The following is a 13,399-nucleotide window of genomic DNA, read 5'->3' as shown; positions in this document are numbered from 1 at the left end:
GTTTAAATCTATTAACATGAAATATTCATTTAAAATAGAGCATTTTCTACGAGATATTTCTCTCAATCCGGGTATCCGGAATTAACCACATAATAGCGACTATAACATAACATGCAATGGATAACCACGTATTTATAAAAGCTAAACCTATCCCAAGGCAATAGAAAATTATAGAAATTTTTCCTTTTCCGTCAGTTCCAATGGCTTTTTTGAGTGGAAAAGCATCGTCGTGCGATTTTATAATAACGCTTTGCAAAATAAAATAGGCAATCGCATTACCTAGTAAAACCACACCATAGGAAATAATGGGTAGTTTGGCTTCATAATTATCCCCAATCCAAGCCGTAGTAAACGGAATTAACGAGAGCCAAAAGAGTAAATGCAAATTGGCCCATAGTGTTTTACCATTTACTTTTTGCGTAATTTGAAACAGATGATGATGGTTGTTCCAATAAATACCAACATAAATAAAACTGGCAACATAACTAATAAAAACGGGAGCTTTGGCCAAAAGTGATTGAAAATCTGTTCCTTCTGGAGCACTTAATTCTAAAACCATAATGGTGATAATAATAGCCATGACGCCATCGCTAAAGGCTTCTAATCTGCTTGTTTTCATTTGGTTTCTGGTTTTACTAAATGTAAGATTTTTTAGTTATTTAACATTCCTGGTAGGTCCTTATTTTTATTCCTTAAATCAATTCCGCCTTCATACACTGACTTTAAATTAACCAGAAAAAAGGACCATCCCGAATCGCAACCAAGTCGGATACCTCTTTTAGATTGATTATCAGTTGGAATATTGGTTTGGATTAATTTTACAATTACATATTCTTGGTTTTGCTCCAATGTAATTTCAACGATACAATTTCCAGCAAATGTAAATTTCAATAAGTCTTTACCGTTAGCTTCAATAATGTTACCTGTTTCAATAATGTCATATACAAACCAAGACCATTGGTAAGAATCGTTAGCATTAATGTTTTCATTTCTGGAAACTTGTTTCTCATTTGGTTTAAGAAAATTAGCTTTGCTTAAAAACCATTTTTCTATTTCATTAGGAATTGTCCAAGCATTATATAAATCTGTTAAATTTGCCTTAATAGCAATTTTCTTTGTAAAAGTTTCCCAATTGAAATTATCCATAGCTTAATTAAAATTTTTTAGTTTGCAATCTATTCCTAAATAATTCATGATTACAAACCAAAATGAAATGTGTTAATACCAAAATTTTGGTATTTGTAGTTAGTTATCCCTTTCGTACCCAATATTGTGTTCGTCCAAAAATAGAGATGCCAATGAAACCACGAACCTCCAGTTTATTTTTATTAATGAGTTTTAAATTGCATTTATAAACGTCGCCAGTTTCAGGATCTAAAATTGTTCCTCCTTCAAAATCTTCATTATTTTTTTTTATGTTTTCAATAATAATTAATCCAATGATGGGTTTATCTTTTTTTGGCTCTTCACATTTTTCACAAAGTGCATCTATTTCACCAACAAAACTTTTAACGATTTTAGCAAAATATTTATCATCCGTTTGGTAAATTTCAATGACAGCCTTCTTTTCTTTAGTTTTATCGTCGTAGGTTTCCCATTGACCAACAATAGTTTGTGCTTGATTAGTCAGGCTGTAAGCCGTTATTAATAGTAGAAATAGATATTTCATTTTTTTATTTTAATAGTTGTTTCTTATCAAAAGAAAATCGAATTTGGACGTTTCTTTTCAACCTTTTTAAAGTCAATTATTTTAGCCAGATAAACCGAAAACCACATTAATTTGTGCATTCAAAGGCCATAGCAAACTATCATCTATGATTTTATAAATATATAATTAATTCTTCTTGTTATAAGATTCTATTGCACGTACTTTATTACAAACTTCAGGTTTAGAAACAATAATCTTATAACATCGTATTTAAATGTTCTTTATATTTGTAAGAAAGTTAACCACTTCATCGAAATACCTGTTACCATGAAATCTACTATCGTCCTTTTTTCATTCTTATTAATGCTATTTGTCTCATGCGATAAAAATTCGTCTAGCAAAGAGCGCGAAATAATATCTAATGAACATCAGGTACCAAAACAGGTAGAAAAAGCAGATGGTGAGTTGGTTACAAAAAAAGTTTATGTTCCCGTTTATTCAAATATATATCAGCGCACGCGGAATGATAGAACGCAGTTAACATCTACATTAAGTATACATAATACCAGTGAAACTGATACCCTATTTATTAGCAGGATTGATTATTTTAACACAGAAGGAAAATTTGTTAGGAGTTATATAAAATCACCTATCTATTTAAGTACGTTTGAAACGCTGGAGTATGTTGTAGATGAGGAAGATGTTTCTGGTGGTTCTGGTGCCAACTTTGTTGTGGAGTGGTATGGAAATACCAAGTTAAATCCGTTATTTCAAGCCGTTATGATTGGTGGTTTAGGAAGCAAATCTTTTTCATTTGTAACGGAAGGTGTTTATTTTGAATAATGTTAGTTTCCTTGCTTTTGCTTGAAATTAGGTATTAAACGTATTATTAAAAGTAGGTTTTCTATAATCAGTTCGCGGATAATCAGACATTCTAATACCGTCTTTCTGCAATTCTGCCAAAGCATTTTTTGCAATCCATTTTTTGGCTACCATACAACTAAACGTACATAATGTGTTGCTTGCGATTCGTTTTTTAAAACTGATGCTTTTAGCAAGGGTGCGTATTTTTCTTTATTTGTCACACTGCCATGCTGTAAAATACTCCATTGTGTGTCATTTGCCAATCTGCCAACTTGGGAAATACCTAGCCATCCAAATTTGTTAATTATATTGGTAACTTGTTTTTCTAGAATTTTGTCATCTGCCTCTACTACTTCCCAAAAATAGTTCATTTCAAACGAGTCTTTTCCTAATTTTTCTTCGGCTTCGGTATAAATGCGTCTAAAGGTTTGATCCTTTTTAAATAGTATTTCTAACGCTACCTTTATAGAATCTAATTGCTTTTGTGAAGGGATTTCCGCTTTTAAGTTTTCTTGTGAGAATAAGACGGACGTTATCAAGAAACAAAAAATGATACTAATTGATTTCATAGTTGAAAGATTGATGAAATCAAATATAACTAAAAAATTAGTTTAAACTAAACCTTTAGTTTAAAAAATTGTTGTTCATTATATTTCCAATTCCATAATGGGTAGAAATCTATCTTTTATGGAACTCTTTAAATATCCAACCGTACGAAACCCATAAATTGAATAGAATTTTTCAACGTTTGGATCAGCATCTACCTGCACTTTTTTATATCCAGTTGCCTTTATGCGCTTTAGAAAATCGGTTATCAGGTATTTTCCATAACCTTGACCAATATATATTGGATAAATAAATAATCTAATTTTATGTCACCCTCATTACGTTTAAAGTAGGAATAATAACCAATTAAAACAGTTTCATTAACCAAATTAAAAACCTGCTTTTCTTCAATATAACTAGTGGTTATGGTTAAATCTTCTAACCAAGCTTCAATCTGTTCTTTACTATAATTCCAATGGGATTTAGACCGAATGGTTAAATTGGTTAATGCTTCTGAATCCATTGGAATAGCTGCTATAATTTTCATGTTTCAGAAACTTAATCGTGTGTTTTTACGTGAATAAGGTAAAACAAAAATATGCTATCTTCCAATAAAACCATTATGTACTAATAGGTTATTTCTCCCAAGGTCCTTCTTTAGTAACAACCGAAAAGTAATTGTCATCAAAACGGAAAAGTCCCATCCAGCCACCAAACCAAAACCGACCTTCTTTATCTTCATACATACATTGAATGGCATTGGTTAGCAAGCCATCCTTTTTAGAGTAATTTTTAAACGTGTTTCCATCATAACGGTAAACACCATAGTTTTCGGCTGGAAACCATATATTTCCGTTTGAATCTTCATAGATATTCCAGACTTCATCACCACTTATAACACCATTTGTTGTGAAATTGGTAAACGTTTTTCCATCATAGCGACTAATCCCTTTATGATGCGTAGCAAACCAGAAATTATGATTTTTATCTTCTAAAATGCGGTTTATTGAATTATTTGGTAAGCCATCTTTTTCTGAAATATGTGTTAGAATTTTTCCATTGTACATATAAGCTCCTTCTGGTGTTCCAAACCACATACTTCCTTTACTGTCTTCCATAATACAATGCACTATTTTACTGCTTGTAACACCTCGTAATACATCTGGTTCTGATTCTGGAATGACAAACGGTGTAAATTTTTCACCATTAAAAGTGTACGCACCTCCTAAGGTACCAATCCACATGAGCCCTTTGCTATCTATAATTAAACTCCAAAGATTCGAGTTTAATAAGCCATCCTTCTCATTAAAATTGGTAAAGGTTTCGCCATTATATTTGGTTAATCCGCGTTCGGTTCCAAACCAGACATTACCTTCTTTATCTTCAATTATCCCTCTTATTGCAAGACCATTAAAGCCTTCGTTTTCAGAAAAATAATCTAAAGATTTTCCCGAAAAGCGAATTACACCATCGCCATTTGTTCCAAACCACAAGTTGCCTTTACTATCTTGAAAAATATTTCGGACAAAATCGCTAATTCTGGTAGCTGGCGGTTCATTTAAAAATGGTGCGCCATAATTTGGACTATTTATTGGCTCGCCTACTTTTGACGTATTAATGGTTTTTGAAATGGAATCTTCTTGTGCATTTGGCTTTACAGGTGTTTTTGTCTGTCCGTTACAAGCGGTTAACAGAAACGAACTAAAAACAATTAAGCATATTTTTGACAGTTGATATAATTTTTTCATTAGATGGAGAATATTTGTTTTTCCAAATTTAATGCGAATGATTCCTTTTTAATAGCATGATATGTCAAAAAAGTGTCAAATTTTCTATTCATGGTCTTAATATTCTCATCAAGGTGCACCTATATAACGTTACGTATTAATTTGCCTATGACATATGTGAGGAATCCATTTGTTTTTTAGACTAATTATAGGTTTTGATTGTTCTTCTATTTTTATTAATTTTTTAATCCACAAAAAAACCACTTTCGTTGGGAAGTGGTTTTTAATTATATGTTTTGTAAAATATTTTTAATTTTTCTCAAAGGTTAAATAATCCGTTCCTCCATTTCCGCCACTTACATCTATTAACTCAATTTTGGTTGCCGATTGTGATACAAAATCCCAGTCATCATTCAAATCTTGAAAATCGTTCGTAAGGTTAAAATTAATGTTAAAATCTAAATCATCCAGGTTATCATCATTACTATTACTATCCGTTATACTCCAATTTCCATCGTAATTGTTAGTACCATTATTAGCGTTTAAATTGCCCGAACTATTGAATGTAAAATTATAACCTATAAAATTATTGGTTTCATCAACTCCTGAATCTTCAAAAAATGTTATGTGCCATGTTCCTGACTGTACATTAGTTGAAACTATATTCAGAACTTGCGATGTACAATTAGCTGTAGGTGTTCCTATTTGAAATGTTAAGTTATCTGTTCCGCCATTTCCACCACTAACATCAATTAACACAATTGAATTGGAATTATATGAAACAATATCCCAATCGTCATTTAAGTCTTCAAATTCATTGGTTAATGGAAAATTAATATTAAAATCTAAATCATTAATACTATCATCATTACTGTTACTGTTTGTTACGCTCCAAGTACCAGTATAATTATTAACGCCATTGTTTGCTATAATAGTTCCATCAGGACTAAAAGTAAATGCATAACAACTAAAATGGCCTATTTCATTGTTTCCTGAATCTATATAATTTGTAATAATAAAGTTATTAGATTCAACTAAATTCTGTATATCCTGTTGGGTTTGTTGACTATTATTCACGCTATCATCATCATTTGAACAAGATGATATTGAAATTAACACAAACATCATGAAGATTAATTTTGCTGTTTTCATATTTTATCATTTAAATTAATACTTAACTCTAACTCAATTTTAAGGATTATATTGTTATTAATATACTAATTATACGCAATATTACATCGTAACAAAATCCACAAATTATATTCCTTTGTTTTTGGGCTTACAATAGATCTATCCTATTCCAAAATGTTTTTTCACAAAAGCATCCTTCTCATTACTAGTCATTTTATCAGCCGTTTCCACATCTATTTTTATATTTTTAAAATGTAAATCTTTATTCAAAACATTATAGAGTTCTACTTTTGCATTTGTAGGTCCAAATAATACCACATGCTGATATTTTAAAATTTGAGCACCAATTTTATCATAAAATTCGTCGTGCATTTGCTGCCGCTTATTATGCATCAGATTTTCGCTTCTAGTCATGGCTTCTTCTTTTGTTTCAGACGTAAAATTTGAAATTATCGTTCTATTTTTACTGCTAGAATTCAGATCAATAATGTATGCCGTTGAATGATCCATCCAAATTCCTAAATTGTTTTTTGCTTTCATTTTTATAGATATTTTATGCCTATTATTATTTTTTATTTTTCCCTAGAATAGTTTCTATAGCGGTTTTTACTTTGTAAATAGCTCCAGTTACTGCAAGATTCATAGTACCTGCTTGGTTGGTAACAGCAATAGGCTGCCTACCTTCAAGTCTGGCTTCTAATAGACAAGTAACTTCATTAATGTCGTCCTTTTTTCCATTATCATCCTTTAAGTGAACTTCCATTTTGGTAATATGAGATTCAAACCTTTGTAATACTTCAGCAGTTTGTGATGTAAAAAAGTCTAAACTATTTTTTTTACCCGTACGTGTCTTATTAGTATTTAATGGGATTATCATATTTTAAAGTTTTTTAATGTGTTTTTGTATATGTTTTAATTAAGTTATTTAAGGAATTTAAATAACCTTTTAACTCTTTTTCATTTACCTCTTTTCCTGTTTTGTTTAAGTAATTTCTCGGGATTTCATTCATATATTTTACCAATTCTGGATAATCCTCTTGAATTTTTAAGGTTGTTAAACGAATATGATTATTAAGGTCATTGTAAGCTTCCATTTTTTATCATTTTTAATTAAAACTGTATTGAATTAACCATGAAATGCATGTTGTTTAACATCCACCTTTTGCGCTTTTTTTGCTAGGTTAACATGACCATGAGCAGCTATTGTGCTTTGTGCCGCTTTTTGGTGATTTCCTTCTTGATGATACGTAGCTGCTTCTAAATGGTTTTTTGCTGCAGCTTGTAAATAAAACACCGCTTTTCTATGGTTTTTTATCCCTTTTAAATTAATGTCTATTGGGCTTTTAGATTTTTTTTGTTTTCTTATTTGTTATCGAATTTTTCATCCTTGTTATTTCTTTTTCTGCTGTTTTTTAATGGTAGACTCATCGATATCAAACTGGTTGGATTTTTGATTTGTATTACCAGTTGGATTTGTAGGGTTTGTTTGTTCCTTTGTTGTTTTGAATTTCTTACTATCTTTAATAACTCCCATAATCATTGTTTTAACTGTTCATTGGTAACTTACATGATTAATACTGAAACTTTAACAATATTGTCACAAATTCACGATTATAAAATCTATTCGTTAATTTATTGATTTAAGTGGTTGGATGAAATTAAAATTTATATGTTGACATGTTTATAAACGTTTTAAAGTGTTCAATTTTTATACTTTGCATCAGTTTTCTCAACCGATTTTAGTAATTTCCACACCAGAATAAAATGACTTATGCATTACTTGATGAAACCTGAAAAGAACTCAAAAGCAAATAAAAAACCATGGCCAACTCAAGCTGCCATGGAACAGGTTTATAATATGAAACTTTGGGGAAGCAACATGTCTCGTTTTTATTCTGGTGATGGCTCGCACCTACCCGAATTGGTAAATCCATACATAGTAGCGGTTACTACGTTTTTAAAATCGTTTGAAAATCCATTGACGGTTGTCGATTTAGGTTGTGGCGATTTCAACATCGGAAAAAACTTCGTGAAACACACGAATAAATTTGTAGCAGTGGATATTGTACCTGATTTAATAATTCATAATATTGAAAAATTTAAAGCCGATAATTTAGAGTTCCACTGTTTGGATTTAGCTAAAGACACGTTACCACATGGGGATTGTGCCATATTAAGACAAGTGCTACAACATGTTTCCAATGCTGAAGTTTTATCCATATTGGAGAAACTAAACACTTACAAATATGTTATAGTAACCGAACATATTCCAGAAGGTACATTTGAAACAAATAAAGATATTATTTCAGGACAAGGCATCCGGTTAAAAAAACGAAGTGGTATAAACCTGTTAGAACCACCTTTTAATTTGACAGTTAAAGACGACAGGCAATTATTGTCTATTCCTTTGGAGCATGGCAAAGGATTGATTATAACGACACTTTATCGGTTTTTTTAAATAATCAGACTTTTTAAAGTGATTTTAGAGAACGGACAATTAATTAAAATTGGTTTTTAGGCAATGTATCTTGGAAAATAGAGCTTTTTAATTTATTATGTAATGCCTTTAAATATTTCTTTCTATTAATCAGTTGTTGTAATTCACCTTCAAATGTCTTAATGTGCGTCAGTTTTGGAAAAGCGAGTTTTCCTTTTGCAATGGAATTGGATATCAGAAGGTTTACATAGTTATAAATTAGAATAACTTTTTGAAAGAAATCCGTTTTAACAACTTTTAATCCAATTTTGTTAGCCGTTCTTTCATTTAAAAAGTAGGTAGTTCCTTTGATTTTAATTGTGGTATCGTCGCTTTTTTCATAAGCGTCTATTAAATTCAAAATTCCTTCTAAATATTTTTGAAGAATAAATTGTGTTCGCTGCTTGCCATTGAGGTTTCTGTCAATTACAAATACGTAATCAAACAAGGAACCGCCATGAATTATTATTTGAGCGTTTAGCTCTTTTTCGGCAACAAAAAGGGATGAATAGTATATTAATTTTCCGCTTTTTTTAAGTGCTGGAATGTCAAAGAAAGGTGCAATTATAGAGAGTGTTACGGCTACGGATAATAGAAACAAGATATACAAGCCACTAAATATGGATAAGGCAAAAACAATAAGATTAACAAGAAAAGCGGCAAGTCCAATTTTTAGTTGAATTTGGTTTTGCTCCTTTTGCGTTTTTAAGTAGTATTTATGGTTCATATTAAAATAGTACCCAATCAGAATTCATAAAGGATGGGGAAATTGTTTATATATACCTCAAAGCTAATGAATAATGGCTGTTTCTTCTCTACATACTTCACAAAAAAACCACTTCGGTTGGGAAGTGGTTTTTGAAATATTTATTATTCCATTAAAAGGAATTCAGTCATATTATACATGCAAAGCACGATTGTCTGTAGCTGCTAAAGCGGCTTCTTTAATGGCTTCTGCAAATGTTGGGTGTGCATGAGACATACGCGAAATATCTTCCGCAGATGCTCTGTATTCCATAGCAACTACAGCTTCAGCAACTAAATCTGCTGCACGAGCACCTACCATGTGAAACCCTAAAATTTCATCTGTTGTTTTATCCGCAAGAATTTTAACAAATCCGTCTAAATCCATACTCGCTCTACTTCTACCTAAAGCACGCATTGGAAATTGTCCGACTTTATATTCTACCCCAGCTTCTTTCAGTTGCTCTTCTGTTTGACCAACAGCAGCAACTTCTGGCCAAGTATAAACAACACCTGGAATTAAGTTATAATCAATATGTGGTTTTTGTCCGGCAATAGTTTCAGCAACAAATACGCCCTCTTCTTCCGCTTTATGCGCCAACATTGCACCTTTAATCACATCACCAATGGCATAAATGTTTTTGGTGGCTGTTTGTAAATGTTCATTAACTTCTACTTGACCTTTATCATTTAGTTTTACACCAGCAGCTTCTGCATTCAATCCGTCTGTATATGGACGACGACCAACTGATACTAAACAGTAATCGCCTTTGAACTCTACTTCTTCACCTTTTTTGTTGTCCGCTTTTACAATGACTTCGTCACCTTTACGTTCAACAGATTTTACTTTATGTGAGGTGTTGATTTTGAATTTTTGTTTCTTCAAAACTTTATTGAGTTCTTTAGAAAGTCCCGAATCCATCGTTGGAATAATACGATCCATATATTCTATAACAGAAACTTCAGCACCTAACCGCTTGTAAACTTGACCTAATTCTAAACCAATAACACCACCTCCAATAACAATCATGTGTTTTGGAATTTCTTTAAGTTTTAACGCTTCAGTAGATGTTATAACACGCTCTTTATCAAGCTTTATAAATGGCAAGCTTGAAGGCTTACTTCCTGTTGCAATAATGATGTTCTTTGCTTCAATTTCCGTTTCTTTTTCACCTGAAATAGTAATATGAGTCGCATCTTTAAAACTTCCTAAACCTTGATATACATCAATGTTATTCTTCTTCATCAAGAAATCTATACCACCTGTTGTCGTATCAACAACTGACTGCTTGCGCGCAATCATTTGTTTTAAATTCACTTTAATTTCACCAGGAATATCAATACCATGTTCTTCAAAATGCTTGACTGCATCTTCGTAATGATGCGACGAATCTAAAAGTGCTTTACTTGGAATACACCCAACATTCAGGCATGTTCCTCCAAGGGTTGAATATTTTTCTATAATAGCAGTTTTCAATCCCAATTGTGCGCAACGGATAGCTGCTACATAACCTCCAGGACCAGAACCAATAATGGCTACATCGTATGAATTCATATAAATATTTTTTTCAAGTTGTATTAAAACGAGTACAAAAATACAAATGTTTTATGGGAAGGCAATAAAAAAAATACAGGATAATAAGCACCGCTAAAATAAGTGTAAAAAAAAGGGCAAAACTAACAATATTGTTAGATTGCCCTAATTTTAAGGTATCACCCTCAAATAATAGCATTACAAAAATGGTGTAATATTTCAGGTTTCACAATACTCAATTTGAGTATTTTTAAAGAAAATTCGTATTCATTTTTAACATACCAATCAGTTCTCCTGTTGATGAAATGTTTAGCTTCTTCAAAATATTTCGTCTGTGTGTATCTACGGTATTAGAGCTAATATTCAACAAGTCAGCTATTTCCTTACTCGAATTATTCAAGGTTAACAACCTAATAACATCGCGTTCCCGATTACTTAAACCATCTGTTAATAGTTTTTGAGAATAATTATTAAAATATTTGGTTTCGTATTCGTTTTTTTCATTCAGTAATTTGGCAGAAACCGTTATCGGCATTTGTATGTTTATATCCATCACTGTATAATGCGCTAATCCGATTATAGGTTTCATTTCTGCATCAAACTCTAAAGGGGTTGTGTTTTGGATAATATTGACATATGCGTCGTGCGCATTTTTTAAACGGTAATTCCAAGTGTAACTCATTTGATATCTCTGGTTTACTGGTATTTCTGCTAATGTATATTCCATTAAATCATTTAAACCTTTAAGCCATAGCTCAATATCTTCTGGATGAATGCGACTCCAAAAATTCCGCATGCCTTCCGTTATCAAGACATTCTTGTCCAAGCCTAAACAAGCGGTCATATTTTTACTAACAAATTCAAAGGTTAAATCTTGGGTGTTTGTTATGCAGAAAAAGGTAGAGCTGTATGGTAAATACACATCTAATTCCATAATTTTTTTAATATGCGTGTCCAATTCCGGGTGTGCATAAGACTTAAAAATATCATGATAAATCTTTTTAATGTTTCTATATAGCATCAGCTTATGTTAATGGTTTTTTGAAAAAGATATATGTTTTAAAGTTACATAAAAATTTAGTGTTTTTCGTTTTCTACGTGTTTTAAAATCCATTCCAATTCGGGGTCTCGATCATTTAAAACATCATTCCAAGTTGGCACAATTGGGATATCTGGTTTAATACCATATCCATCTGGTTCTACTTTAAAAGGCGCATCAATTTGCATTAAACCAATGCGAACGCGGACCTTACTATTCGGTAATTTATATATTTTAAACAAGCCTGCAACCGTTCCATTATAAGCACCTCCTGTTTCCTCGCCAACAAATGTGGCTAAATTATGGCCTTGAATATTCGTGGATAATATAGATGATGCCGAAAATGAATTCCCATTAATAAGAACATATAAATTGCCATTGAAATTATCCGCAAATGGCGATTGCATTTTGGCATATTTAAATTTATAATAAATAGCATCATCAACCTTTTTAGTTTTTATTAGGTTGTGGGTTACAATAACGGGTGAAAAAACAGCTCCAATAATTTTTAATATTAACGGACTGCCATTGCTCATCGTGTACACCATAAATGGCACACGGCTAGTAACCTCACTTTCGTTAATAAACTGAAAATCTTCTTGTGCTAAATAGCGAAATAAATAGGCTATTTCTTCAATACGACCACCACCATTATCACGTAAATCTAAAACGAGATTCGGTATATTAAGTGAATCTAATTGCGCAAAACTTTGCTTATAGAATTTTTTGTAATTCCCATTTCCAAAACCTCTTATTTTCATAACGGCAACGGAACTATCTATTCCCTTGAAATTAAAGTTACGCGTGTATTTGCCGTCTGAACCTTCAGAACCATAAATTTTATCTTGTTTACGTTTTTCCTTTACTTTCTGCTTTTTGATTAATTTTTCCGCTTTGGTAAGTTTGGCAACTTTAATAGAATCGGTTGCCTGCTTTACTGCGTCTGTTTTTTTTGAGGTTGAATCTTTTGGAATGCGGCGGAATACTTTCGTGTAAAGTGAGTCTTGTTTACTGAAAGTTACGGTTAGACTATCTAAAAACCCTTTATCGCGTGCATATAATCTTTGAAATGCACGGCCCAATTGCCTATCCAATAACGTGGTATTAAAGCCATCAGAAGCATATTGTGTTTGGTATTTTTGGACTAATGCATTTGTTGATTCATCCTCAACTTGAACCACTTCACTTCCAATTAACAACGAGTCAGATTTGGATCCCGAAACCCACAGTTGCTTATCTATGTAGTTAAAATCTAAATCGTAAAACTCAAACCGTTCCTTCCTTAAAACCTTACGTTCTTTTTTAGTGAATTGCATTTGCGGAGGCATAACCGAAATATGACCTTGACGTACTTCCATTAAAATAGGCGCTAATTTTTCGTAGAAATCATGACTGGTTAATGGTTGTGAGATGCTGGTTTTTAGGCTATCAAATTTAAAATCTAAATCTTCTTTAGAAATGTATTGATACAAACGCGGATGATGTTTTTGCAGTTGATTATAAACAGCATCTACATCCTCATGAAGTTGGTCTGCACTATGCAAACTACTTACAATAGCATTATTCTTTTTAACGCTTCCACAGGATTGAAGAATTATTATTACTACTATAAACCAAAGGTATTGATACTTCATAAAGTTATGTTAGCTAGAATTTAGAACAACGAAATACGCAGTTATTTTTAAAAAAT

General features: G+C 31.9%; 20 protein-coding genes. 2 read left to right on the top strand and 18 right to left on the bottom strand.

Annotated elements, in window-relative coordinates; genetic code table 11:
- Positions 1-46: 46 nt before the first annotated feature.
- The 3 genes from ES675_RS07150 to ES675_RS07140 all read right to left on the bottom strand — a co-directional run bounded on the left by ES675_RS07150 (position 47) and on the right by ES675_RS07140 (position 1,669).
- The gene (locus ES675_RS07150; protein WP_066253963.1) at positions 47-619 is read right to left on the bottom strand and encodes a TMEM175 family protein; all 573 of its coding nucleotides are present in this window, start codon (positions 617-619) and stop codon (positions 47-49) included.
- Positions 620-651: 32 nt separating this feature from the next.
- A complete protein-coding gene (locus ES675_RS07145) occupies positions 652-1,146 on the bottom strand; it encodes an SRPBCC family protein (protein WP_066253966.1) in 495 nt (164 codons plus the stop codon).
- A gap of 103 nt (positions 1,147-1,249) precedes the next feature.
- Positions 1,250-1,669: a DUF2147 domain-containing protein gene (locus ES675_RS07140; protein ID WP_066253970.1), complete on the bottom strand. Its 420-nt coding sequence runs from the start codon at positions 1,667-1,669 to the stop codon at positions 1,250-1,252.
- A gap of 306 nt (positions 1,670-1,975) precedes the next feature.
- Here ES675_RS07140 and ES675_RS07135 point away from each other — a divergent pair, with 306 nt between their 5' ends.
- Positions 1,976-2,491: a DUF3124 domain-containing protein gene (locus tag ES675_RS07135; RefSeq protein WP_066253976.1), complete on the top strand. Its 516-nt coding sequence runs from the start codon at positions 1,976-1,978 to the stop codon at positions 2,489-2,491.
- A 27-nt stretch (positions 2,492-2,518) separates the two neighbouring features.
- On the opposite strand, the gene ES675_RS16685 is transcribed toward ES675_RS07135, so the two are convergent.
- The 11 genes from ES675_RS16685 to ES675_RS16410 form a co-directional block, all read right to left on the bottom strand.
- A complete protein-coding gene (locus ES675_RS16685) occupies positions 2,519-2,644 on the bottom strand; it encodes a hypothetical protein (protein WP_255365507.1) in 126 nt (41 codons plus the stop codon).
- Positions 2,638-3,081, bottom strand: coding sequence for a hypothetical protein (locus ES675_RS07130; protein WP_066253980.1), 444 nt, complete (start codon positions 3,079-3,081; stop codon positions 2,638-2,640). The genes ES675_RS16685 and ES675_RS07130 overlap by 7 nt, the downstream gene beginning before the upstream one ends.
- A gap of 78 nt (positions 3,082-3,159) precedes the next feature.
- Positions 3,160-3,327, bottom strand: a complete 168-nt coding sequence (locus ES675_RS16725) for a hypothetical protein (protein WP_394349081.1) — start codon at positions 3,325-3,327, stop codon at positions 3,160-3,162.
- Complete coding sequence (locus ES675_RS07120; protein ID WP_082985962.1) at positions 3,327-3,605, bottom strand: hypothetical protein; 279 nt, start codon at positions 3,603-3,605, stop codon at positions 3,327-3,329. The genes ES675_RS16725 and ES675_RS07120 overlap by 1 nt, the downstream gene beginning before the upstream one ends.
- A gap of 88 nt (positions 3,606-3,693) precedes the next feature.
- Positions 3,694-4,806 carry a ligand-binding sensor domain-containing protein gene (locus ES675_RS07115; protein ID WP_066253983.1) on the bottom strand — a complete coding sequence of 371 codons (1,113 nt, stop codon included), beginning with the start codon at positions 4,804-4,806 and terminating at the stop codon, positions 3,694-3,696.
- A 288-nt stretch (positions 4,807-5,094) separates the two neighbouring features.
- Positions 5,095-5,937, bottom strand: coding sequence for a hypothetical protein (locus ES675_RS16605; protein ID WP_231931268.1), 843 nt, complete (start codon positions 5,935-5,937; stop codon positions 5,095-5,097).
- Positions 5,938-6,075: 138 nt separating this feature from the next.
- Positions 6,076-6,456, bottom strand: coding sequence for a hypothetical protein (locus tag ES675_RS07100; RefSeq protein WP_148367337.1), 381 nt, complete (start codon positions 6,454-6,456; stop codon positions 6,076-6,078).
- Between the two features lie 25 nt (positions 6,457-6,481).
- Positions 6,482-6,793, bottom strand: a complete 312-nt coding sequence (locus ES675_RS07095) for a ribosomal subunit interface protein (RefSeq protein ID WP_066250015.1) — start codon at positions 6,791-6,793, stop codon at positions 6,482-6,484.
- 13 nt (positions 6,794-6,806) lie between these two features.
- On the bottom strand, positions 6,807-7,010 hold the full coding sequence (locus ES675_RS07090; protein WP_066250010.1) for a hypothetical protein: 204 nt from the start codon (positions 7,008-7,010) through the stop codon (positions 6,807-6,809).
- A gap of 32 nt (positions 7,011-7,042) precedes the next feature.
- Positions 7,043-7,210, bottom strand: coding sequence for a hypothetical protein (locus tag ES675_RS16415; RefSeq protein ID WP_157448676.1), 168 nt, complete (start codon positions 7,208-7,210; stop codon positions 7,043-7,045).
- A gap of 96 nt (positions 7,211-7,306) precedes the next feature.
- Positions 7,307-7,450 carry a hypothetical protein gene (locus ES675_RS16410; RefSeq protein WP_170244079.1) on the bottom strand — a complete coding sequence of 48 codons (144 nt, stop codon included), beginning with the start codon at positions 7,448-7,450 and terminating at the stop codon, positions 7,307-7,309.
- A gap of 249 nt (positions 7,451-7,699) precedes the next feature.
- On the opposite strand from ES675_RS16410, the gene ES675_RS07085 reads away from it, so the two are divergent.
- A complete protein-coding gene (locus ES675_RS07085; RefSeq protein ID WP_066250037.1) occupies positions 7,700-8,374 on the top strand; it encodes a class I SAM-dependent methyltransferase in 675 nt (224 codons plus the stop codon).
- A gap of 43 nt (positions 8,375-8,417) precedes the next feature.
- Here ES675_RS07085 and ES675_RS07080 read toward each other — a convergent pair whose 3' ends face one another.
- The 4 genes from ES675_RS07080 to ES675_RS07065 form a co-directional block, all read right to left on the bottom strand.
- A complete protein-coding gene (locus ES675_RS07080) occupies positions 8,418-9,119 on the bottom strand; it encodes a hypothetical protein (protein WP_066250004.1) in 702 nt (233 codons plus the stop codon).
- A 171-nt stretch (positions 9,120-9,290) separates the two neighbouring features.
- On the bottom strand, positions 9,291-10,691 hold the full coding sequence (gene lpdA / locus ES675_RS07075; protein WP_066249999.1) for a dihydrolipoyl dehydrogenase: 1,401 nt from the start codon (positions 10,689-10,691) through the stop codon (positions 9,291-9,293).
- Between the two features lie 229 nt (positions 10,692-10,920).
- Positions 10,921-11,691, bottom strand: coding sequence for a response regulator transcription factor (locus ES675_RS07070; protein WP_066249996.1), 771 nt, complete (start codon positions 11,689-11,691; stop codon positions 10,921-10,923).
- Positions 11,692-11,747: 56 nt separating this feature from the next.
- A complete protein-coding gene (locus ES675_RS07065; RefSeq protein WP_066249993.1) occupies positions 11,748-13,343 on the bottom strand; it encodes a S41 family peptidase in 1,596 nt (531 codons plus the stop codon).
- Positions 13,344-13,399: the final 56 nt, after the last annotated feature.

Origin of the sequence: Algorimicrobium algoritergicola (assembly GCF_008086165.1) — a bacterium.
In the GTDB taxonomy this organism is placed as follows: Bacteria; Bacteroidota; Bacteroidia; order Flavobacteriales; family Flavobacteriaceae; genus Algorimicrobium; species Algorimicrobium algoritergicola.
The sequence above is the reverse complement of the archived record's forward strand: the minus strand, read 5'-3'. Positions and strand labels throughout refer to the sequence as shown.